At 63.7% G+C, this 21,602-nt stretch carries 26 protein-coding genes; 13 read left to right on the plus strand and 13 right to left on the minus strand.

The window, feature by feature from the left end; all coding sequences use genetic code 11:
* The first annotated feature begins 16 nt into the window (after positions 1-16).
* From glmU (SM753_RS02025) to SM753_RS02040, 4 genes are all read left to right on the plus strand, one after another.
* Positions 17-1,237: a bifunctional sugar-1-phosphate nucleotidylyltransferase/acetyltransferase gene (glmU, locus tag SM753_RS02025; protein ID WP_323190343.1), complete on the plus strand. Its 1,221-nt coding sequence runs from the start codon at positions 17-19 to the stop codon at positions 1,235-1,237.
* Positions 1,238-1,273: 36 nt separating this feature from the next.
* Positions 1,274-2,440 (plus strand): bifunctional sugar-1-phosphate nucleotidylyltransferase/acetyltransferase, encoded by a 1,167-nt coding sequence (glmU, locus tag SM753_RS02030; protein ID WP_323190344.1) that lies wholly within the window; start codon positions 1,274-1,276, stop codon positions 2,438-2,440.
* Position 2,441: 1 nt separating this feature from the next.
* Positions 2,442-4,238 (plus strand): glutamine--fructose-6-phosphate transaminase (isomerizing), encoded by a 1,797-nt coding sequence (glmS, locus tag SM753_RS02035; protein ID WP_323190345.1) that lies wholly within the window; start codon positions 2,442-2,444, stop codon positions 4,236-4,238.
* Between the two features lie 357 nt (positions 4,239-4,595).
* Positions 4,596-4,775, plus strand: coding sequence for a hypothetical protein (locus tag SM753_RS02040; protein ID WP_135534404.1), 180 nt, complete (start codon positions 4,596-4,598; stop codon positions 4,773-4,775).
* On the opposite strand, the gene SM753_RS02045 is transcribed toward SM753_RS02040, so the two are convergent.
* Positions 4,776-5,180 carry a translation initiation factor IF-2 subunit beta gene (locus SM753_RS02045; protein WP_138797640.1) on the minus strand — a complete coding sequence of 135 codons (405 nt, stop codon included), beginning with the start codon at positions 5,178-5,180 and terminating at the stop codon, positions 4,776-4,778. It abuts the gene before it with no gap.
* Between the two features lie 304 nt (positions 5,181-5,484).
* Between SM753_RS02045 and SM753_RS02050 the strand changes: the two genes are divergently transcribed.
* Complete coding sequence (locus tag SM753_RS02050) at positions 5,485-5,724, plus strand: UPF0058 family protein (RefSeq protein ID WP_135534406.1); 240 nt, start codon at positions 5,485-5,487, stop codon at positions 5,722-5,724.
* A 155-nt stretch (positions 5,725-5,879) separates the two neighbouring features.
* Here the strand turns inward: SM753_RS02050 and SM753_RS02055 are convergent, their stop codons facing one another.
* Positions 5,880-6,338 carry a DUF555 domain-containing protein gene (locus SM753_RS02055; protein ID WP_135534407.1) on the minus strand — a complete coding sequence of 153 codons (459 nt, stop codon included), beginning with the start codon at positions 6,336-6,338 and terminating at the stop codon, positions 5,880-5,882.
* Positions 6,339-6,429: 91 nt separating this feature from the next.
* Between SM753_RS02055 and SM753_RS02060 the strand changes: the two genes are divergently transcribed.
* Positions 6,430-7,362 (plus strand): DNA glycosylase, encoded by a 933-nt coding sequence (locus tag SM753_RS02060; protein ID WP_323190346.1) that lies wholly within the window; start codon positions 6,430-6,432, stop codon positions 7,360-7,362.
* An 81-nt stretch (positions 7,363-7,443) separates the two neighbouring features.
* Positions 7,444-7,722 carry an acylphosphatase gene (locus SM753_RS02065; protein ID WP_135534409.1) on the plus strand — a complete coding sequence of 93 codons (279 nt, stop codon included), beginning with the start codon at positions 7,444-7,446 and terminating at the stop codon, positions 7,720-7,722.
* Positions 7,723-7,748: 26 nt separating this feature from the next.
* On the opposite strand, the gene SM753_RS02070 is transcribed toward SM753_RS02065, so the two are convergent.
* Positions 7,749-8,459: a DUF2270 domain-containing protein gene (locus SM753_RS02070; RefSeq protein WP_323190347.1), complete on the minus strand. Its 711-nt coding sequence runs from the start codon at positions 8,457-8,459 to the stop codon at positions 7,749-7,751.
* Positions 8,460-8,616: 157 nt separating this feature from the next.
* Between SM753_RS02070 and SM753_RS02075 the strand changes: the two genes are divergently transcribed.
* From SM753_RS02075 to SM753_RS02095, 5 genes are all read left to right on the plus strand, one after another.
* Positions 8,617-9,321, plus strand: coding sequence for an RNase P subunit p30 family protein (locus SM753_RS02075; protein ID WP_323190348.1), 705 nt, complete (start codon positions 8,617-8,619; stop codon positions 9,319-9,321).
* On the plus strand, positions 9,305-10,018 hold the full coding sequence (locus SM753_RS02080; protein ID WP_323190349.1) for a class I SAM-dependent methyltransferase: 714 nt from the start codon (positions 9,305-9,307) through the stop codon (positions 10,016-10,018). Before SM753_RS02075 ends, SM753_RS02080 begins: the two co-directional genes overlap by 17 nt.
* A complete protein-coding gene (locus tag SM753_RS02085) occupies positions 10,015-10,494 on the plus strand; it encodes an Rpp14/Pop5 family protein (protein WP_135534413.1) in 480 nt (159 codons plus the stop codon). The genes SM753_RS02080 and SM753_RS02085 overlap by 4 nt, the downstream gene beginning before the upstream one ends.
* Positions 10,495-10,498: 4 nt before the next feature.
* Positions 10,499-11,290 carry an archaeal proteasome endopeptidase complex subunit alpha gene (gene psmA / locus SM753_RS02090; protein WP_323190350.1) on the plus strand — a complete coding sequence of 264 codons (792 nt, stop codon included), beginning with the start codon at positions 10,499-10,501 and terminating at the stop codon, positions 11,288-11,290.
* 70 nt (positions 11,291-11,360) lie between these two features.
* Entirely contained in the window at positions 11,361-12,086 is a 726-nt protein-coding gene (locus tag SM753_RS02095) for a ribosome assembly factor SBDS (protein ID WP_135534415.1), read from the plus strand.
* A gap of 188 nt (positions 12,087-12,274) precedes the next feature.
* Here SM753_RS02095 and SM753_RS02100 read toward each other — a convergent pair whose 3' ends face one another.
* On the minus strand, positions 12,275-12,586 hold the full coding sequence (locus SM753_RS02100) for an FUN14 domain-containing protein (RefSeq protein ID WP_138797645.1): 312 nt from the start codon (positions 12,584-12,586) through the stop codon (positions 12,275-12,277).
* A gap of 214 nt (positions 12,587-12,800) precedes the next feature.
* Here SM753_RS02100 and hflX point away from each other — a divergent pair, with 214 nt between their 5' ends.
* On the plus strand, positions 12,801-14,096 hold the full coding sequence (gene hflX / locus SM753_RS02105) for a GTPase HflX (protein ID WP_323190351.1): 1,296 nt from the start codon (positions 12,801-12,803) through the stop codon (positions 14,094-14,096).
* Here the strand turns inward: hflX and SM753_RS02110 are convergent, their stop codons facing one another.
* From SM753_RS02110 to SM753_RS02150, 9 genes are all read right to left on the minus strand, one after another.
* A complete protein-coding gene (locus SM753_RS02110) occupies positions 14,097-14,537 on the minus strand; it encodes an acyl-CoA thioesterase (RefSeq protein WP_323190352.1) in 441 nt (146 codons plus the stop codon).
* Positions 14,538-14,583: 46 nt separating this feature from the next.
* Complete coding sequence (locus tag SM753_RS02115; RefSeq protein ID WP_323190353.1) at positions 14,584-15,591, minus strand: nitronate monooxygenase; 1,008 nt, start codon at positions 15,589-15,591, stop codon at positions 14,584-14,586.
* Positions 15,592-15,776: 185 nt separating this feature from the next.
* Entirely contained in the window at positions 15,777-16,256 is a 480-nt protein-coding gene (moaC, locus tag SM753_RS02120; RefSeq protein ID WP_323190354.1) for a cyclic pyranopterin monophosphate synthase MoaC, read from the minus strand.
* Complete coding sequence (locus SM753_RS02125; protein ID WP_323190355.1) at positions 16,253-17,689, minus strand: NAD(P)H-hydrate dehydratase; 1,437 nt, start codon at positions 17,687-17,689, stop codon at positions 16,253-16,255. Before SM753_RS02125 ends, moaC begins: the two co-directional genes overlap by 4 nt.
* A 63-nt stretch (positions 17,690-17,752) precedes the next feature.
* The gene (locus SM753_RS02130) at positions 17,753-18,163 is read right to left on the minus strand and encodes a plastocyanin/azurin family copper-binding protein (protein ID WP_323190356.1); all 411 of its coding nucleotides are present in this window, start codon (positions 18,161-18,163) and stop codon (positions 17,753-17,755) included.
* Between the two features lie 85 nt (positions 18,164-18,248).
* Complete coding sequence (locus SM753_RS02135) at positions 18,249-18,677, minus strand: RNA-binding protein (RefSeq protein WP_135534422.1); 429 nt, start codon at positions 18,675-18,677, stop codon at positions 18,249-18,251.
* Positions 18,678-18,688: 11 nt separating this feature from the next.
* Positions 18,689-18,871 (minus strand): DUF1918 domain-containing protein, encoded by a 183-nt coding sequence (locus tag SM753_RS02140; protein WP_135534423.1) that lies wholly within the window; start codon positions 18,869-18,871, stop codon positions 18,689-18,691.
* Positions 18,872-18,933: 62 nt separating this feature from the next.
* Positions 18,934-20,241, minus strand: a complete 1,308-nt coding sequence (locus tag SM753_RS02145) for a glycosyltransferase family 87 protein (RefSeq protein ID WP_323190357.1) — start codon at positions 20,239-20,241, stop codon at positions 18,934-18,936.
* A 333-nt stretch (positions 20,242-20,574) separates the two neighbouring features.
* On the minus strand, positions 20,575-21,411 hold the full coding sequence (locus SM753_RS02150) for a hypothetical protein (protein WP_138797651.1): 837 nt from the start codon (positions 21,409-21,411) through the stop codon (positions 20,575-20,577).
* Positions 21,412-21,602 lie beyond the last annotated feature (191 nt).

Consider the following 21,602-nt stretch of genomic DNA (forward strand, 5'->3'; position numbering starts at 1 on the left):
TCCGAGAGGTGGCGCGATGAAAGCGGTCGTCGTCGCCGCCGGCGAGGGGACGCGGATGCGGCCGCTGACCGCGAACCGGCCGAAGCCGATGCTCCCCGTCGCGGGCAAACCCATGCTCGAACACGTCATGGACGCCTGCGAGAGCGTCGTCGACGGCTACGTCCTCGTCGTCGGCTATCACGCCGACGCTATCCGCGAGCACGTCGGCGACGAGTTTCGCAACCTCCCGGTCGACTACGTCGAACAGGATGAACAACTCGGAACGGCCCACGCCATCGGGGCAGCCGAACCGCACGTCGACGAGCGGTTCCTCGCGCTGAACGGCGACGTCGTCTTCGACCCCGGCCTCGTCCGACGCCTCGCAGAGACCGGGACGACGACCATCGCCACGATGCGCGTCGACGACCCCACCTCGTACGGCGTGGTCGGACTGGACGGCACCGGTGAGGACGGTCTCAGGCGCGCCGACAGCATCGTCGAGAAACCGGACGACCCGCCGTCTAACCTGGCGAACCTCGGCCTGTACGCGTTCGACCCGGCTATCTTCGACTACATCGAGCGGACCGGAATGAGCCAGCGCGGCGAGTACGAGATAACCGAATCGCTGGAGATGCTGCTGGATGATGACCATCAGGTCGCCGTCGTCGAACACGACGACCGCTGGCTAGATGTCGGCCGTCCGTGGGAGTTGCTTGACGCCACCGAGGCGAAACTCAACGATCTGGAGGGCCGGATCGACGGCGAGGTCGAGGAACGAGCGACGCTGAAAGGCCCCGTCGTCGTCGAGGAAGGAGCTCGCGTTCGCGACGGGGCGTACGTCGAAGGGCCGGTGATCATCCAGTCCGGAGCCGACGTCGGGCCGAACGCCTACGTTCGCGGCGCGAGCGTCATCGGGCCGGACGTCCGCGTCGGCAACGCCGTCGAGGTGAAAAACTCCATCCTGATGGCCGGCGCGTCCGCCGGCCACCTCTCGTACGTGGGCGATTCGGTGGTCGGCCGCGACGCGAACTTCGGGGCCGGGACGACCGTCGCCAACCTCCGGCACGACGACGACAACGTGAAGATGACGGTCAAGGGCGAACGCGTCGACACCGGCCGTCGCAAGCTCGGCGTCGTCTTCGGTGACGGGGTAAAAACCGGGATCAACACGAGTCTCAACCCCGGGACGAAACTCGGTGCCGGCGCGATGACGCGGCCGGGGGAGTCCGTCATGGAAGACAGAGGTGATTCGATATGAATCCGACCGGTGAATCACAATGAGAGGGACCGTGCTATGAAAGCAGTCATCCTCGCGGCCGGGGAGGGCCAACGGCTCGAACCGCTGACGAACCGCCGACCGAAGCCGATGGTTCCCATCGCCAACCAGCCGCTTCTGGAGTACGTCATCGAAGCCGTTTCAGACGCGGGGATCGACGAGATAGTCCTCGTCGTCGGGTACAAGCGCGAACGCATCCAGACGTACTTCGGCGACGGCCACCGCTGGGGCGTCGACATCGAGTACGCGACTCAGGGGAAACAGCTCGGGACCGGTCACGCCGTTTTGCAGGCCGAATCGGCCGTCGGCGACGATTTTCTGGTACTCAACGGCGACCGGATCATCACCGCCGGCCTGGTCGAACGGCTGGTCGAAAACCACGCCGAGACGGACGGGACGCTGATGGCCGTCACGCCCGCCGACGACCCGAGCGAGTACGGCGTCGTCACGCTGGACGGGGACGGCGTCTCGGGGATCACGGAGAAACCGCGCGCGGCCGCTGTCCCGTCCGATATCGTCAACGCCGGCGTGTACGCCTTCGACCAGTCCGTGTTCGAGTATATCCGCGCTATCGACCCTGGTCCCGACGGCGAGCGTGCGCTCACCGCCGCGATAGAGGCCATGATCGGCGACCGTCCGGTACGCGCAGTCCGATACCGTGGCCTCTGGGTCGACGTCTCCTATCTCTGGGACGTTACGGCCGTCACGGCGCAGGTTCTCGATGCGATGGACGACCCGGTACAGAACGGCACCGTCGAGGCGGGCGCCCACGTCGCCGATAACGTTCGGATCGGGTCGGGGACCCGCGTCGGTTCCAACGCGACCATCAGGCGGGGAACCGCGCTCGGAAACAACGTCACTGTCGGCGCGAACGCCGTTCTCTCGAACGTCGTCGCGTTCGACGACGCCACTATCCACGACGGCGCGGTCCTCCGCGACTGCGTCGTCGCGGAGAACGCGACTGTGGGGCCGAATTCCACGTCCCCCGGCGGTCCCGCGGACGTGATCGTCGACGGCACGTACTTCGAGGATGTCGACCTCGGGGCCGTCGTCGGGGACAACGCGAGCGTCGGGGCGGGCGTCGTCCTGGACGAGGGAACGGTCATTGGCGACGGCGCGCACGTCGGAGACGGGGTCACCGTCTCCGGGCGCGTTCCGCCCGACGCGGAGGTGCGGGGGGGATAGCATGTGTGGAATCATCGGTTACGTCGGCGATACGTCCCCCATCTCGGTCGTCGCGACCGGCCTGAAGAACCTGGAGTACCGCGGCTACGACTCCGCGGGGGTCGCCCTCAACGACGGTGCCATCGAGGTGTACAAGCAGCAAGGCGAGATCGACGACCTCCAACTGCCCGAGTCGACGGACGCGAAACTGGGTATCGGCCACACGCGCTGGTCGACTCACGGCGAACCGACCGACGAGAACGCCCACCCGCACACCGACTGCGAGGGGCGGATCGCCGTGGTCCACAACGGGATCATCGAGAACTACGACAGCCTGCAGGACGAACTCTCGGACCACGAGTTCACCAGCGAAACCGACACGGAAGTCATCCCGCACTTGCTGGAAGAGGTGTACGTCGGCGACGACCTGGTCGGCGCGGTACAGGCCGTTCTCGACCGGCTGGAAGGGAGCTACGCCTTCGCGGTTACGGCGGTCGGCCACGACGGCATGGTCGCCGCGCGGATGGACAGCCCGCTCGTCGTCGGCCACGGAGAGGACGGAAACTTCCTCGCCAGCGACGTCACCGCGTTCCTCGAACACACCAGAAAGGTGTCCTATGTCGAGGACGGCGACGTCGTCTCGGCCACGGCCGACGGCATCACGGTGTACGGCGACGAGGGTGTCGTCGACCGGGCCGTCCGGACGGTCGACTGGGAAGCCGAAGCGGCGGAGAAGGGCGGCTACGACCACTACATGCTGAAGGAGATCCACGAGCAGCCCCGCTCGCTCCGACAGACGCTCTCGGGTCGGGTCGACGCGGTCGGCGGAGATGTCGACCTCGAACTCGACATGCCCGAGCAGTATCTCCAGTCCGTCGAGGAGGTACAGGTCGTCGCCTGCGGCACGTCCTATCACGCCGGCCTGTACGCACAGCAGTTGATCGAGGAGTTGGCGGACGTTCGCGTCTCCGTGAAGGTTGCGAGCGAGTACGAGTTCACCGGCGGGCGCGACCCGTGGCGGACGCTCGTCGTCGCCGTCACCCAGAGCGGCGAGACGGCCGACACGCTCTCGGCGATGCGCGAGGCCGCCCGCGCCGGCGCTCGGACGATGGCGGTCACGAACACCGTCGGAAGCACGGCCGCCCGCGAGGCCGACGACGCTATCTACATCCGTGCCGGCCCGGAGATCGGCGTGGCGGCGACGAAGACGTTCGCCGCGCAGGTGACGACGCTGTCGCTTCTGTCCGTCTATCTCGGGCGCGAACGCGGCATGCTGTCGGCCGACGACGCGAGCGAACTGCTCGAAAACGCTCGCGGCCTCCCCGGGGCTATCCAGCAGATCCTGGACGTCGAAGACGAGATCCGCGAGGTGGCGGAGGAGTACGTAGACGGCGAGGCGTTTTTCTTCGTCGGCCGAAAACTCGGCTGTCCGGTCGCGCTGGAAGGCGCGCTGAAACTCAAGGAGATATCCTACGCCCACGCGGAGGGGTTCGCCGCGGGCGAACTGAAACACGGCACCCTCGCGCTGGTGACGCCGAACACGCCCGTGCTTGCGGTTCTCACGGAGGGGGCGAACCCGAAGGCGACGCTCAACAACGTAAAGGAGGTCGAATCCCGCGGCGCGCCCGTCGTCGGCATCTCCTCGTATGAGGGAGCCGAAAAGTTCCTCGATGCGACGTTCGACGTGCCCGAACTCGGGCGACTGGAACCGCTCCTGGCGAACGTCTACCTGCAATTGTTCGCCTACCACGTGGCGAAGATCATGGGGCGCTCTATCGACAAGCCGCGGAACCTCGCGAAAAGCGTCACAGTCGAGTAGCCAGTAGTCCCAGCGGTCGGTGGGGACTGAGGCGGTTCGCGCCCCTTCCGACGCGGTCGGCCACTGATAGGGACTGCTGTGAGTCATTTCGGCATCGACCGCACGTTCTCGTGCGGTCGTAGCGGGAAACAGTTATAGTAGCGCTTGCAACTGTTTACAGATCCGATCGCACGCAGTCGTGCGATCGTGTGTGTGTGTGATGACTTGCAAGCGCTACTATACAGTAGTTCCTCTCAGACGGCGAGACAACCGAAAGGCGGACCCGAGCTGTCGGATTCGTCCGAAGCTAGCTACGTTGCACACCGGCGCTCGAACTGCCGACAAGATTTTTCACCCTTCCGCGTGAGGGTCCCTTTCATGGAGGAAGCGTTTGTCCAGTTGGTCTGTCCTGAATGTACCAAAGATTGGGAGTCGTCGCCGAGCGAACTGCCTCGCTACGACAGTATGTTCCACTGCCCGAACTGTCACGCCACCCGGCGTACGGCAGAGTTCGCGCGGACCAATCGCGACCTGGAGACGTTGAAATCGCTCCAGTAGTCACGAACTGGTCGCCGAGCGCGCGCCGCAAGCCTCACACCGGAGAACCGGGACGCCCTGTTCGCGTTCGATCCGCGTATCGGGTAGGCCGCACTCGTCGCAGAGAACGAACTCCTCAGTGTACTCGTCGACGGCATCTGCGATCCGGTCCTGGCCGAACTCGCCGGTCAGTCTGGCCCGGCCGCTCTCGTCGATGTGGCCGCTGGTTCCGAGTTCGTCCTGCAGATATTTCACGACGTGGTCGTCGTCCCTGCCGAGCGTGTCGACCGTGTCCTGGAAGTTCTCGTACACGGTCGATTTCCCCTCTTGGCGTACGTCGGGTTCCGGAACGTCGAACCGGTCGCTGCTCCCCTCTATCTCCGGTGTCTTTTCGATGGCACGGTTCAGTTGATCGTCGTAATCCATACGCGTACAATGCCGATTCCTGAACAAATTACTGTCGGCTTTCCTCAATTGAGGGTGCTGATGGCTCCTGCATGGGGGCAACGGCGTCACTCGGGGCGGAGAAGTTGCACCCTCTTGGAGTAATATCACCGTCCAATCACTTCGTCGTCCAGGGCTTTGAACTGCAACGTACGTCGAGTTACATCTACAATCCGATCCGAGCAGAATCATTGGTATTAAGCCTCATACTCCGGCTATAGAGAGATATGTGTTAACGGGACTCAAGATAATAATATAACCCTCCAGTCGTAAGCAGTGGATGTCTATGAAAAAGCAGGAGCTCATCCACCTTCACGGCCTGCTTGCAGAGGTTTCCAATCACCACGAAGAGCGACACGAGGTTACCGTCGATCTGAGTGAATACGAGGCTCTCGGTGTACGACCGACATCGATTCACAAATCAAAAACAGACCACAAGGCCGCAGTCTTTGCACTGGCAAACGGCATTACTTCTCAGATGGAAGGCGACGAAGAGTCGGAAACGGTCCACGCAACCGCCGACTGAACGGTAACTCGCGTGCGTTCTGTGGCTCACTACACCCCGTAGCTACTGCGTTCCAGTAGAACTCACGTTCTCTTTCGTTCTCACTGCTACTGCTCGACGTTCGGGAAAACTGCAGAAATGTCGTTTCGTCGACGAGCGGTTCGGAACGACCTGCGTTACTCGATGAGGTCCTCGAACTCGGGGAGAACCTCGTCGTCGTCGCTCTCGGACGCCGCCTCCTCGTCCGTGTCGGCGCTGTCGGTGGTCTGTTCCTCCGAATCCTCGTCGGCCGATTCGTCTTCGATGACTTCGACCTCGATCACCTCCAGCGGGATGTTCTCCAGTCGCTGCCCTATCTCCTTTCGGGCGATGCGAGAGGCGTGCTCTTCGCGCTCGACGTTGAACACCGTCATTTCGAGCTCCAGCGCGACGAGGCTCTCGTCGGCCGCGATGAACGCAGGGTCCTGTCCCTCACCGCAGTGGGGGCAGGTCCGTTCTCCCATATTTATTTCGACGTAGTTGAGATCCGGATTCAACATCTCGCCCGTTTTCGAGATGGCGATCCGGACGGCTTCGTCCGAACTCCCTACGTCGTACACCGGCACTGCCGCCTCAACGACAACTCTGCAGTTCATCTGTATATTGTTCTTCATTGGCCAACAGTAAGAAGCTTAGCCCTCCCCGAACTCGAAACCGACAAGCCCCGTCCCGCCCTGTACACGACCGATGGAATCGGGTGTTATCGACGTGGCGGCGCTCCCCGGCGGCTTCGATCTGCAATCGACTGTCGAGAGCGGTCAATCGTATCTCTGGCGGCGTGAAGACGGACGGATGTACGAGACCGACGACCCCTACGGCGGGTCGGATCAGTATTACACCGTGGTCGACGGCGAGGTGATCCGGGCGCGTCAGGAGGGGACCGAACTACGGTGGGAATCGACGACCGACGCCGAACCGTACCTGTTCGACCTCCTTCGACTCGACGACGACCTGGAGGCTATCGTCGCGGCGTCGCCCAACGACGACCTGATCCGCGAGGCGTACGACGCCTACTGCGGGCTGCGACTCGTCCGGGACCCGCCGTTCGGCTGTCTCGTCTCCTTTATCTGCTCGGCACAGATGCGCGTCTCTCGCATCCACTCGATGGTGACTGCACTCGCCGAGGCTTACGGCACTCCCGTCGAGTTCGACGGCGGGACGTATTACGCCTTCCCGACGCCGGAGCAACTCGCGGGCGCGACCGAGGCGGAACTCCGGGACCTCGGACTGGGCTACCGCGCACCCTACGTCCAGCGCACCGCCGAGATGGTCGCCGACGGCGAGGCACACCCCGCCGACGCGCGGGACCTGCCGTACGAGGAGGCCCGCGACTACCTCACGCAGTTCGTCGGCGTCGGAGACAAAGTGGCCGACTGCGTCTTGCTGTTCTCGCTCGACTTCCTCGAAGCCGTTCCGCTCGACACCTGGATCCGATCGACTATCGAGGAGTACTACCCCGAGGCCGACCGCGGGAACTACGCGGACACCTCGCGCGCGATCCGCCAACGCTTCGGCTCACCGGCAAGCGCCGCGGACGGCGGTTCGTCAGGGTCGGCCGGCGAGGGGACGTACGCCGGTTACGTCCAGACCTACGTATTTCATCATCTCCGGACGGCGTGAGCGACGAGGACAACGGACGCCTGTCTCGAACCCCGATCTGTACGCGATAGCTTCTTACTGTGTGCAGTCGATACGCCAGCCATGAGCGACCGCTCGCGCGCACACGTGTTCGTCTCGGGCCGGGTTCAGGGCGTCTACTTCCGCGCGACCACCCGGGACACCGCCCGGGAGAACGGCGTCGACGGCTGGGTTCGTAACCTGCAAGACGGCCGCGTCGAGGCCGTCTTTGAGGGTCCCGAGGACGCCGTCGAGGAGATGGTCGAGTTCTGTCACGAGGGCAGTTCGAGCGCCGACGTGGAAACAGTCGAGGTAGAGTACGAGGAACCGGAGAGCGAGGACGGGTTCCGGATACGGCGGTAGCGGGTCGTGACACCGGCTGTGACCGTTCACTGGTTTTTCCACTCTCCGGGCTCCTCACCGTGTATTTCGCCCTTTGCTTCGCGGTCGCTCGGCCACTTTGCGATCACGACGATACTGAGGTAAAACGCGCCGAGAACCACGGCCACGACGACTCCGCTAACGCCCGGTAATTCCGCCGCCTCGGTCCACCGCGACTCCGGTGTGAACATCGTAACTTTCGCGACCCACCCGATGCCGAGAATGCCGAACAAGAGCCCGTATACGCGGTGAACGCGCCGAGACAACGCTTCGGTCACCGTCACTTTGAACGTCGGGTTTCGGAGGTCGTCACTCAACTCTTCGCGCCAGTTCGAATGCTCGACGCCGGTCGGTTCTAACGCGTTCGCGTAAACGTTCTCTTCCACGAACCGGACGCGCGAACGGTACAGGTCGAAAAAGCGGTAGCGACGCACCTCGTACGAGAGGAAGACACACAGTATGACGATCCCCACTATTAGCAGATACGCCGGCATATCCGGGCTTGAAAACACGACCGATAGCAGTGCAGCGATGAGGGTTATCGCCCAGTTCGTCGTCTGGTCGATCCGGTTCTGATTGCTGGTCGCCTGGCTGATCCCGCCCCTGTAAAAATCGGAGAGGAGCGTGAGGAGCGTTTCAGTGTCGTCGGCGATTTCGGCGGCGATATCCTCGTCCTCTCGATGAAGCGGTCTATCCGTGTGCTCGTCGTCAGCAGCCATGCGACGACTGTCCACGGCCACAGCCATAGTTCCCGAACTCCCCGTAGCCGACGAGTCCGGCAGTTCCGTTCGGTACGGACCGGACGAGACGAACAGGTTGGGCCAGCCTCGGCTGCCTTTCGCAACTGCAAAGACCCGTCGCCGCCGTTATCGTGGCATGTACGAGGCGGTCCACGCCCACCCGGACGGCGACAGCACCGTCGCCAGGCTCGCCCGAACGGCCGGCGAGTACGGCTACGACGGCGTGGTCGTCCGCAACCGGAGCGACGCACGCCCCGACTACGACGCCGACCGCATCGACGACGAATACGGCGTCGACGTGGTCGACGGGCTGGAAATCCGCGCCGACGGCCCAGAGCAGGCGAGTGGGTACGTCGGAAACTACCGCCGCGACGTGACCGTTCTCCTCTTGGAGGGCGGAACGCCCGAACTGAACCGCTTCGCCGTCGAACAGCCACGCGTCGACGTACTGGCGCGGCCGATGGCCGGTGACGGCGATTTCAACCACGTGCTGGCGAAGGCCGCCCGCGAAAATGGCGTCCGCGTCGAGTTCGACTTCTCGCCGGTCCTGGGCCTCACCGGCGGCCCGCGCGTGCAGGCGCTCTCCGACATGCGGAAACTCCGGGAGGTTGTCGACCAGTACGACGCGCCGTACGTCGTCAGCGCGAACCCCTATTCGCACTTACAGCTCCGCGCGCCACGAGAACTGATCGCGGTCGGCGAACTGGTCGGGTTCTCTCGGGAGTGGATGGCGGACGGCCTCCGGGAGTGGCACCGTCTCGCGGAGCGCAATCGGGAGCGCCAGTCCGAGTCATTCATTGAACCCGGAGTCAAACGAGGTACGTATGAAAAAGAGCCTTGAGGAACACGCAGCGCGGTTCAGCGAGATAGCCGACGAGTACGACGACGATAACTCGCCGGAGTACCGCGCCTGTGCGGACCTTGTGGTCGAACACGCCGCTCCCGAGGCTGACGACACCGTTCTCGACCTCGGTTGTGGAACCGGCGCTATCGCACTGGCGCTTGCCTCCGACGAAAGTGACTCCGGGGCACCGAACGGTCAGTCGGGAACCGCCCCGGCCGGCCGCGTGATCGGTCGCGACATTAGCGAGGGGATGCTCGAACAGGCCGAGTCCAAGGCCGAGGAACGCGGCCTCGGCAACGTCGAGTTCGGGGAGGGACGCTTTCGAGACCCTAGCGCCCCCGCCGACGCGGACGTGGATGTCGTGACAACCAACTTCGCCATGCACCATCTGAGCGACGACGAGAAGCGAGAGGGGATCGCCGCGATCGCCGACCTGGAGCCGCGACGCGTCGTCATCGGCGACGTGATGTTCTTCGGGGAACCGAACCCGGACGTGCCGTTTTACAGCCCCGAGGTCGACGACCCCGCGACGGTCGGCGTCCTCGCTGACGCACTGACCGACTCCGGGTTCGCGCTGACGGCCGTCGAGATGGTCCACGACCAGGTCGGCGTCCTCGCCGCGGAACGCGTCCCGGGCGTGGCGGCCGACACTGACGGCGTCCCGTCTATCGACGAGCCTGACCGGGGCGCATGAAGCACCTCCCGAAACATCTCAGACCGAAATGGCGCTACCTCGCAGTCGGCATCGAGACCTGGCCCGACGGCGAGGTAGAGCGCGGCCCGTTCCAGCGCGAACTGTGGTACGCCGCCCAGAACCTCGTCGGCGATGCCGGGAGCGCGGACGCGGATCTGACGCTGCTCGACTTCGAGTTCGAGGACGGGTACGGCGAGACCATCGTCCGCGTCCGCCACGGTCACACGGACGAGGCGCGGGCGGCGATCGCCTGTATCGACGAGGTCGACGGTCACCCCGTCGGCGTCGTCGTTCGGGGGATGAGTGGGACCATTCGCGCCTGTGAAGAAAAGTATTTAGGACGGCGTGGGGAATTTTCAGCCCAGAGAACGGTCGCGTTCGAGAACCAGGAACGGACTGCCGTCGTTCGAAACGGCACCTACGACGTTCGAACCGACGGATCGTTTTCGGGCGCGACGGAACTCGATTTCGAGTGATACTATGCAGGGACAAGCTAAACAGCAGGCCTACGACCGCGGAATCACTATCTTCTCACCGGACGGCCGTCTGTATCAGGTCGAGTACGCTCGCGAGGCTGTCAAGCGAGGGACGGCGAGTATCGGCGTTCGGACGGCTGACGGCGTCGTTCTCGCCGTCGACAAGCGCATCCGCTCGCCGCTCATCGAGGGAACGAGCGTCGAGAAACTGCACAAGGTCGACGATCACGTCGGCATCGCGAGCGCCGGCCACGTCGCCGACGCGCGTCAGCTCATCGACTTCGCCCGACGCCGCGCACAGGTCAATCAGTTGCGCTACGGCGAACCGATCGGCGTCGAGATGCTGACGAAAGACGTTACCGACCACATACAGCAGTACACGCAGGTCGGCGGCGCTCGCCCGTTCGGCGTCGCCCTCATCGTCGGCGGTATCGAGAACGGCGAACCGCGCCTGTTCGAGACGGACCCGTCGGGAACTCCCTACGAGTGGAAGGCGCTCGCCGTCGGCGCTGACCGCGGCGAGATCCAGGAGTACCTCGAAGAGAACTACGAAGAGGACGGTGATCTCGACGGCGGCATCACGCTGGCGCTCGAAGCGCTCGCTACCGCCAACGACGGCGAACTCTCGCCGCAGCGGCTCGGTCTCGCGACGGTCGACGCTGAATCGGAGTCGTACATCGAACTCACCGACGACGAGATAGCCGAGTACCTTTCGGAGCACGACCTGCTTGCCGACGAGACCGGCGACGAACCCGCCGACGACGAGGAGTCCGACGACGACGGCAGCGAGGAGTAATCTCGCTCGCTTTCGTCAGAGAGTTCTCTCGCGGGAAACACCTTTTAACCGGGCCGCGTTACTGACGGATATGATTTCGCTAGAGGACGCGGTGACGGCGCGGCTCGAGTCCCACGGGGCGCGCTTCGAGGTACTCGTCGACCCCGACGCTGCCCTCGAGATCAAACGAGACGAGTTCGAGGGTGAACTGGAGGACGTTATCGCCGCGGAGGACGTCTTCGAAAACGCGAGCAGGGGAGACCGTCCCGCGGAAGCCGACCTCGAAGAGGTGTTCGGAACGACAGACCCACTGGAGATCATCCCCGAGGTAATACAGCGCGGAGAGATCCAGATCACCGCCGACCAGCGTCGGGAGATGCAAGAGCAAAAGCACAAACAACTCGTTCAGCGCATCGCGCGCAACGCGGTCAACCCCCAGATGGACGACGCTCCCCATCCTCCCGACCGCATCGAGAACGCGCTGGAGGAAGCCGGTTTCACCGTCGACCCGATGGAACCCGTCGAGAACCAGGTCGACGAGGCGCTTGATGACCTCCGCCCGATCATTCCGATCCGGTTCGACGAGGTGACTGTCGCGGTCAGCGTTCCGGCGGACCACGCGGGGAGCGCGCAGGCGAAGATCCGCGAGTACGGCGACTTAGAGCGCGAAGAGTGGCAACCTGACGGGTCGTGGATAGGCGTGCTGACGTTCCCGGCCGGACTCCAGAACGACTTCTACGACACTGTGAACGAACTGACGAGCGGCGAGGCGGAAACTCAGATCGTCCGTGACGAAGACGAGATCAGCACGCGCTGAGAGGGACTATCGTACTTCAGTTCGGGTTTTTCGACGACGCGGTGACGGCGAATACCGGTACACAGTTGCGACGGTCCTTACGAGACGCCGACAGCGTACCGCGAGACGGCGGGAACCGCACGTAGACGCAGAAAAGGCCGGGGTCCGTTCGAACGACTCCTCTCGGTTTCGAATTCCTTCTGAGCGGACTACCCCTTCTTGAACCCGACCAGGAAGCCGCCGGTGAATCCGACGCCGAGAGAGAGCGTGGAGATGATCGGCTGAATCCAGTCGTTTGTGTTCTCGACCGTGTCGCCTGTTTTCAGCAGACCCGCGGAGAGGCGGTTCCAGTCGACGAACAGGATACCTTTCGCTTCGAGGAACTTGAAAAGCGCCAGTTGGACGCCGACGATGACCGCGAGGATCTTGGCTATCTTCTTGGCCGCGAAGCCGATGACCGCGCCGATAAAGGCCCCGCTTCCAAACTCCAGACCCAGCTGTTGTGGGTCGAGTTCTATCATGTTCGATACGACGAGCGCTAGTAGTTATGAGCTTTGTGCCATGAATCGACAGGAACGGAACCCTGCCGGCAGGTATCCGTCACTGCAGATACATCAGCACCAGTATCTCTTGGTCTCTGAACGCATTGCCGCGGGGCGGACCGGGTTTAAATGGGTCGAGCGCGTACTCCCGACAAAGGGTGACAGCGATATCGCACGCACCAGCGGACACACGATGAAGGCCATAATCGCCAAGCGCGTCGACTCAGGGACCGCAGACACCGAGGAGATCGCGGACCTGGCACGCGCTGCAGGATACACCGTCGTCGACGAAGTAACCCAGACCCGCGAGGAGGATTCCGCGCTGGAACTCGGGGAGGGGAAAGTCGAGGAACTCGCGGCGAAGGCGAGACGGACCGGAGCAGAGACCGTTATCTTCGACAACCGACTCGGCCCCTACCAGACGTTCAACCTCGGGAAGAAACTCCCCGGTGGGGTCGAAGTCGTCGACCGCTTCACGCTCATTCTGGACATCTTCGGCCAGCGAGCGCAAACGCGAAAGGCCCAACTTCAGGTCGAACTGGCCGAACTGCGGTACGAACTCCCGCGGGCCGAGGCGAAAGCCAGCCTCGCAAAGCGGGAGGAACGGCCCGGGTTCATGGGTCTCGGCGAGTACGACGAGAGCCGCGAACAGGACCTCAAAGCCCAGATAAGCCGTATCAAGGACGAGCTAGCGAAGATAGAACAGACCGAGAAACACCGGCGTGACCAGCGACGCGAGTCCGGGTTCGACCTCGTCGCTCTCGCCGGCTACACGAACGCCGGCAAGTCGACGCTGATGCGCCGCCTGGCGGAAGACCTAGACGTCGATGAGAACGAGGACCTCCACCCCGACCTCGACGAGACCGCGGAGTCGGAGGACCAGTTGTTTACCACTCTCGGCACGACGACACGCCGAATGGACATGAAACGGCGCGACGTGTTGCTCACGGACACCGTCGGATTCATCAGCGACCTCCCGCACTGGCTCGTCGAATCGTTCAAATCCACGCTCGACGAGGTGTATCAGGCCGACCTCGTTCTGCTCGTCGTCGACGTGAGCGAACCGGTCGCGGACATTCGCGAGAAACTCGTCACCAGTCACGACACCCTCTACGAGCGCAACCAGGCGCCGATCGTCACGGTGTTGAACAAGGTCGACATCGTCGACGACGAGGAACTCGACGAGAAGCGCGAAGCGCTGTCGGCACTGGCTCCGAACCCGATCCCCGTAAGCGGCAAGGAGGGTATCGACATCGACCGCCTCCGCGAGCGAATCGACAGCGAACTCCCGGACTGGGAACACGAGACGCTCGTCATGCCGATGACAGACGACACGATGAGTGTCGTCTCGTGGCTCCACGACCACGCCCGCGTTCAGGACGTGACCTACGGCGATGGCGACGTGGTTATCGAGTTCGAGGCCCGTCCCGCCGTCGTCGAACAGTCCCGCGCGAAGGCGTCCGACCTCTCGGTCGTCGAGTCGGCGTAATTACTCGTTCTCGCCCGCTTTAGCGGCCCGTAGCAGACGTTCGCCGCGGTCGCTTTCGACGGTGAGGTCCGGGACCGTCGTCGGGGTTCCGTTCTCGTCGACGGCGACGAAGACGAACTGCGATTCCGTGGTCTGTTCGCGTTCCCCAGTCCGGGGGTTCTCACGGAACGCCCGGACCCGCGTCCGGACGCTCGTTCGCCCTGACCCGTGAACGTACGCCTCGATGGCGACGGTGTCGCCGGTCGGTACAGGGTTGCGAAAGTCCATGTTGTCGATGCTCGCGGTGACACAGGACTCTCCCGCGAAACGCATCGCCGACATCGCGCCGATCTCGTCCATCCACTTCATGACGTTTCCCCCGTGGACCGTCCCGTAATTGTTGGCGTGGTTCGGCTGCACCCGACTCCGATTCTCGATATACGTGTCTATCAGCGTCGGCATGGGACCGCGTTCGGTCGGGGGGTCAAAGAGCCTTCGTCTCCCGTCTTCAACGGCGCAAGCCAGCGGCTCGGTCTATCGCCGACTCCGTCTCGGCCACCAGTTGCTCGACGACATCGTCAGCCGACAACACGTCGTCAGTCAGACCTGCACTCTGCCCGGCAAACAGCGCCATCTCGTCGATATCGCCGGAGACATCTGGAGTCGCTAGCGCTTCCGAGTACCGCTCTATCGACGTACCGTCCGCGGACTCGGCGACGACAGCGTCCTCGCCTGGGCGGTCCCCCGGTTCAGGTTCGTCTGCTGCTCGCCATTGTCGGACGGTGTCGTTTTCGACGACACGGTGGGACATTCCCGGCCACCCCTTGTCGAACAGACCCGTGTAGACGGTTTCAGTTTCGTCGACCGCAGTTACCCGTTCGCGGTACCCGCGGTGCACGTTCGCCTCCTCCGTGGCCAGGAAACGGGTGCCGAGCCATGCCGCGTCCGCCCCGAGCGACAGGACGGCGGCGACCCCTCGGCCGTCGGCGATGCCGCCGGCCGCAACGACCGGAACGTCGACGGCATCGACCACCCGCGGTACCAGCGGAAGCGTCGCCACCTCGCTCTGTACGTGGCCGCCGGCTTCCCAGCCCTGCGTCACGACTGCGTCGACGCCCGCCGCCTGAGCCGTTCGCGCTTCCGCAGCGCTCCCGACCGTCTGGAGGACCAGACCGTCCGTGTCGTGGACCTGATCGACGTACGGTTCGGCGTCACCGAACGATAGCGAGACGATCCGCGCACCCGCGTCGAGACAGACCGACAGATGTTCGTCGGTCGGTCGCTCCCTCGTCGCATCGTCGAGGACGAGATTAACGGCGAACGGACGGTCCGTCAAGGCACTCGTTCGCTCGATCGCCCGCTGTGTTTCCTCCCGGTCGCGCCAGGTGACTGCGAGGTGGCCGAGACCGCCGGCGTTCGACACTGCAGCGGCGAGTTCGGGACACGTCGCGCTCCCGATTGGTGCCTGTACGATGGGGTGTTCGACCCCTGCCAGTCCCGTGAACGCTGTTTCCATGCGTTTTCCCACAGGGTTCCGAGACGAGTATTTTCCGGCATTCCGTCCATCAGTTTATACACCAGTACGGGGATACCGCCCACTGTGATCTGAGAACTGCCGCGGGACGAAACGCGGTTGCGCGACACGGCGTCCCGCGAACACGAGTGTCGCCTGTTCGCCCAGAACGGAGACCGAGGACGGCCCTACTCCAGCGGTCGCTTTGCCTTCTCGACGACGCTAACGTCATCGATTCCCGTATCCGGATACCCCCCGTCGTCGTCCTTCTCGGCGGCTTTCACCATGTCCCAGACGACGTTCAGGCCCGTCGTCACCCCTTCCAGCGCCTCCATCTCGCATCCGGTCTTCCCCGTCGTCTCCACCGCGACCGTCAGTTCGATACTCTCATCGCTCACGTCGAACTCGGTGTCGACGTTCGTGATCGGGATCTGGTGACACATCGGGATCGTCTCCCAGGTGTGCTTGACGGCCTGAACCGCGCCCACGCGGGCCGTCGCTAACACGTCGCCCTTCCCGATCTCGTCTTCGTGGACAGCGTCGACGGTCGACGCCTGAAGGCGAATCCGGCCACGTGCGACGGCCCGCCGCGCGGTGTCCGGTTTGTCGCCAACGTCGACCATCTGTACGTCACCCTCGTCGTCGGTGTGGGTCAGTTCGTCAGTCATTTGTCGTCACCCCACATCGCCGGAGGGATGCGATCTAACAGGTCCGTCGGGAGTATCCCGTACTCCCGGTCCCCGACCGCGAGATCGCCAGCCCGTCCGTTGACAAAGGCCGCGATGCCTGCTGCTGTCAGGGTGTCGTGTCCGCTCGCCAGCGCACCGGTGATACCGGCGAGAACGTCACCGGTGCCGCCGACTGTCATCCCCGGATTGCCCGTTCTCCCTACGCGAGTCTCTTCGCCGTCCGAAATGATATCGTGAGCGCCTTTCACCAGCAGAGTCACGTCCAGTTCGTCGGCGTAGTTCTCGACGAGACTCATCCGTTCGCGCCAGTCGTCAGCGGTTTCGCCGCCCATCGATTCGAGTTCGCCCTGGTGCGGCGTGCAGATCAGGTCGGCGTCAGTATCGACCTTCGGAACTTCGCGAAGCGGGTCGGCGTCGACGACGCACGTCCCGTCGTAGGCGGAGAGGAACTCCCGGGCGGCCGCGTTCGTCTCTTCGGCGTGGCCGAGGCCGGGACCGAACACGACGGCGTCGTGGTCGTCCGCCAGTTCGAGCAGTCGGTCGACGTGGCCCGGCTGTACTCTGTCGCCCGGTAACTCGCGGACGATGAGGCTCTCTTCGTACCCCTGGATCTCTCGGACGACGGTTTCGGGCGCCGCGACCCGGACGAGGTCCGCACCCGCTCGAAGCGCCGCCTGTGCCGAAAGCGCCGGCGCGCCAGTGTACGGTCCACCCCCGACGACGAGCACCTCTCCGTGGTCGCCCTTGTGACTCTGTGGGTCTCGCGAAAGCGCCAGGAGGTCGCCGCGTTCGACGAACAGTTCGGCGGCGTCGGGGATACCGATGTCAGCGATGCGTACCGCCGCGTCGAGACCGGCCAATCCCGGCTTCCGGTCGTGGAACGTGACGACGCGGTCGGCGTCGACGGCGACGCCGTCGGTTTCGCCGGTGTCCGCGTCAACTCCCGAGGGAACGTCGACGGCGACGACCGTCGCGTCGCTTTCGTTTATCGCCCGGGCCGCCGTCGCTTCGGGTTCGCGGAGGGCCCCCGTCGCACCGGTGCCGAGCATCCCGTCGACGATAACGTCACAGTCGGGGATATCGACTGCCGCCGAGTCGGTGAACTGGCGGGTGTCGCACTCGACCCGTTGTAACGCCTCCCAGTTCTCGCGGGCGATCTCGGTGCCGATGGTGTCGGCGCGGCCGAGGAGAACGGTCGTCACGTCGTACTCGTCGAGAAACCGGGCCGCGACGAACGCGTCGCCGCCGTTGTTCCCACGTCCCGCGACGAGAACGACACTGTCGCCTCGTTCCGCGATATCACGAACTTCGCGGGCGACAGCGTTGCCGCTCGACTCCATGAGTTGCTTTCGCGGTACGCCCAGCGCCTCTGCGTTCGCGTCGATGGCGGCCATCCTGTCGCTCTGTATCATACGCTGCAGTTCGACAGCCGCGGGCGTTAACGTTGCGGGACCGGTCCCGTCTCCCGCGAATCGCTACTCACAGGGCATGTCTTCGTCTTCGGAGACGTCCCCGACGAGCACGAGGCCGCACATCGTTCCCCGTCCGTGGTTCGAACAGTAGTACTCGTATATCCCCTCGAAGTCGAAACTGTGGGCGGCGTTCCCGTCGGGCGCTAACTGGAGCGTCGCGTCCCACGACTCGGCATCGTCGTGAAACTCGGCGCTCGTCACCGTGTGTTCCTCGTCGGTTTCGTTGACCCACTCGACGGTCGCACCTTCGGCGGCGGAGAGCCGGACCGGGTCGAACGATTCGTCGGTTATCGTGACCGTCTCGTCGGCAACGTCCTCTTCGCCGTCGCTTCCGTCGCTGTTGCCGTCACCACAGCCAGCGACCAGGGGAGTCGATAGCGCGGCCGTGGCCGAAAGGAATCTTCGTCGGTTCATTGTAGCGTCGCCGTATTCGCGGCCTAGAAAGGTCCCACGCGACGCTCCTTAGTGGTGTGTGGGCGACAGGACGAAAGCGATCCGGTCAGTCCCCGTTGGTCAGCGCCTCCCGCACGTTCTCGACGGCGGCCTCCTTCTTGGCCGGGTAGGCCTCAACTTTCGCCCGGAACGTGATCCCCTCGCCGAGTGCGGCGTCACCGCCGAACGCCGCCTGTTTATCGAGATGCATGAACAGTTCGGTGTTCTCGGTGACGCGTTCGTCGAGTTCGTCGACGACTGTCTCTATCTCGCTGAGTTCCATGATCCGGTCGAGGGCGTGGCGGATGTCGTCAGCGTTCTCGATGCGGGCCGACAACACGATGATTCGGTCGCCGTGGTGGCCTTCGCTCTCCGCTCGCTCGACTGGGAACTCCTCGGGCAGGAACGTCCGCAACGCTTCCTCGACGCGCTTCTCGTCCTCGGTCGCGTAGCAGAACGTACGGAGGTCGACGTAGTGAAACGGGACGTTCGACATCGAACTGCTGCTTACTCCTCTACGGATTCGAGCGAATCCTCAGGGACACCCGTCTCCTGACCGTCCTCGAAGCTGACGGTGTACGTGCTATCGCCGAACATCGTGTCCATCACCTGGGTGACTGTCCCCTCCTCGCCGTCGTGTTCGCTGTGCTCGTCGTGCAGGACCACGCGGTCGTCCTCTTCGAAGCTCATACGAGTCCGTTCCCTCGGCGTCGACAAAAAGGGATTGATCCGTCCGCCGATTCCGTCGCGGTTCAGTCGCCCGGGACCCCGTTCGAGTCCTCTCGGGGTACGTCGAGCGTCCACACCCTGTAGCTGACGCAGACACTGACCACGATCAGAAGACCGTACAGGGTGACGGTGGCGGTCGTCAACACTGGCGTGACGACGCTCATGACGCCTGCCCTGACGGGGTCGAGCGTATCAGCCATCGCGAGCACCCGGTCGATCTGGGCGGGGAGTACCGGAAACAGCATTGCCAGAGTGCCGATACAGAGGGTGCGCCGGATCGCGGGCCGTTTGATGCCGTACAACAGCGGAAGAAGCGGAACCAGAAGGTAGACAGCGTGATGGATCATCGTCGCCGGCGTGACGAGCAGACTCGCTGTCAGCGTCACGAGGAACGCTACCAGCCGGTCGATGACTGTGACGGTACGCATGAAACAGACCACTATCACGGGAATGAACGCGATAACGGCGATCGCGACGTAGGCGTTCGGTGATAGCTCGGGGAATAGAACTGACAGCGGCCGGTGGAGCGTCAGCGACGAGTAGTTGGGATCGATCCCCGACGCGGCAGTTTCCAGACGGCTCCGCTCGTACAGCACGAAGTGGAGATACCTGCGGTGTGTCTCGACCCCGAAAACGGCGAAACTCGCGATGATCGCTCCGACACCAGTTGCTACGGCGGCGGCGACCGCGCGGTACGCGCGTCGGTAGAGCAACCACGCGCCCACCACTACGGGGAATAGCTTGATCACAGCCGCGACGGCGAACAGGACGCCAGCCCGTGTCTCACGCCCGCTCTCGAGGGCGAGAAAGCCCCCGGCGAGCGTCACACAGACGAGCGGATCGATCTGCCCCTGACCGATGACGACCGCGGAAAACGTGTTCGTGACGATGAACAACGTCAGGAGGAGGCGGTCGACGCGGGTGAGAGGCTCCCGCCGGACCCGTTCGACGATCCGGATCACCAGACGAGCCGTGAGTACGAGGAGGCCGATGTTTACGATGGTGGCGGCCGCATACGCGCCTGTCAAGGTCGGGAAGGCGGCGAATGGAACGAACAGCAGTACGACTATCGGTGGGTACACCCACCTCCCTCCGCCGACGGAGGGGCTCGCTCCGATGAACGGTTCGCCGGAAACGAACAGTTCGGCGGCGTGTCGGTACGCCCGGAAGTCCCATGCGAGCGGTGTCGTGTCCGCAAGGAGGAGGTAATACAGGGGGACGAGCGTTCCGCCGACGATGCCGGCGAGCAACACGGCACGTACGAGCGTGTAGTCGGCGAGGCGGTCACGGATCGGCCGGGAGTCCACATCGAGGTCAGTTATCGTCGTCATCTTGGAGGCGGCTACGTGTCGTGGAGTTGGGGGACGTTTTCTCGGACACGATTTACCGTATAATAAACCCTACCAAGACACGTCTTTTCAACTTTTCGCAATGTTCCCGGAGTAGTACGGTCTCACGATCTGACTCCGAGGCGTCAGGATTTCTCACAGGGACAGAACACGTCGCCTGTCCGATGACGGTCAATAGGCCGATCGAACAGTCGTCTCATGCTCTGACCGACGGGTAGACGGTCGTCTACGGTGGCGGAACGGAGCGCTACCCTGTCGTATCAGCGGTTCACACGCCGTAGCTGGATCACACGGCGATCTGATGGGTATCGGGTTTCACTGGTTACCTTCAGTGCCGTAACTGACGCCGTCCTTGGCGTCCGCCCGCATTCGGCGAAGGGTCGCCTGCGCGTTGCTGGCGTCGTAGCCGAAGAGGACGGATTCGCCGTACTCGTCGGCGACTTTGGCGGCGTGGACCAAGTTGTCGATGTCGACGTCGACGGCGTACAGTTCGACGCTGAACGGACGATCCAGCGCGTCCTCGAACCCGCTGGCTATCGTTTCGAGCCAGTAGGTCGTCTCGTAGGCCATGTCGTACAGGGGGACGACGAACTCGTCGACGTGTTCCGCGAGCGCGTCGAGGTCCAGTCCCGCCCGCTCGTAGAGATGGCCCGGATACGGGTCCGGGTAGAGCGTGAAGTAGGTCGTTCCCGGGATCCGGTCTGCGGCCTCGGCGACGAAGTCCGTGATGACCTCGGCCCGCCAGGCGAACCGGTCGTCGTGGTCGCTTTCCGCGAACCGCTCGTTACACACCTCGCAGTAGCAGTATTCGGGCCGGGGGAAGCCAACGTCGTCCAGACGCACGTCGGGATTGACCGCGGCGCAGTCCTCGACCATCTCCAGTAACCCCTCGCGGTACTTCTCGCGGGAGGGGCAGACGTACCCCCAGTCGAAGTACGTCCGCTCGCGAGTCGCGAGGTCTCCATCCTCGCTGACTGGAACGAGATCAGAGTCGGCCTCGCCCGCCGCGGTGTCGCCGAAGCAGGAGATCATGTTCACACCTTCGGCGACGGGTTCCGCCGCCCGGCCAGTAACGTCTTTGACCTCGTAGAATCCGCGGTCGAACTCCGACCACGCGAGTTCTTCTTCGTTGCGCGTGACGACGCCGTACATACTCACCTGTACTGACCGAACTGGGTAAGGCGTTCCGCTCCGCTTCGAGAAGCGCTAGTCTTCTTCGTACTCTATCTCTGTCGGTGTGCTGTCGGTTGACAGCATCTTGAACGCGATCATAACCAGTGCCACGGCCAACAGGACCTTTACTTTCCTGGACATACCCTTTGTTACGTTCCGAAAGTATATAG

Origin of the sequence: Halostella sp. PRR32, assembly GCF_034808085.1 — an archaeon.
Taxonomy (GTDB): domain Archaea; phylum Halobacteriota; class Halobacteria; order Halobacteriales; family Natronoarchaeaceae; genus Halostella; species Halostella pelagica.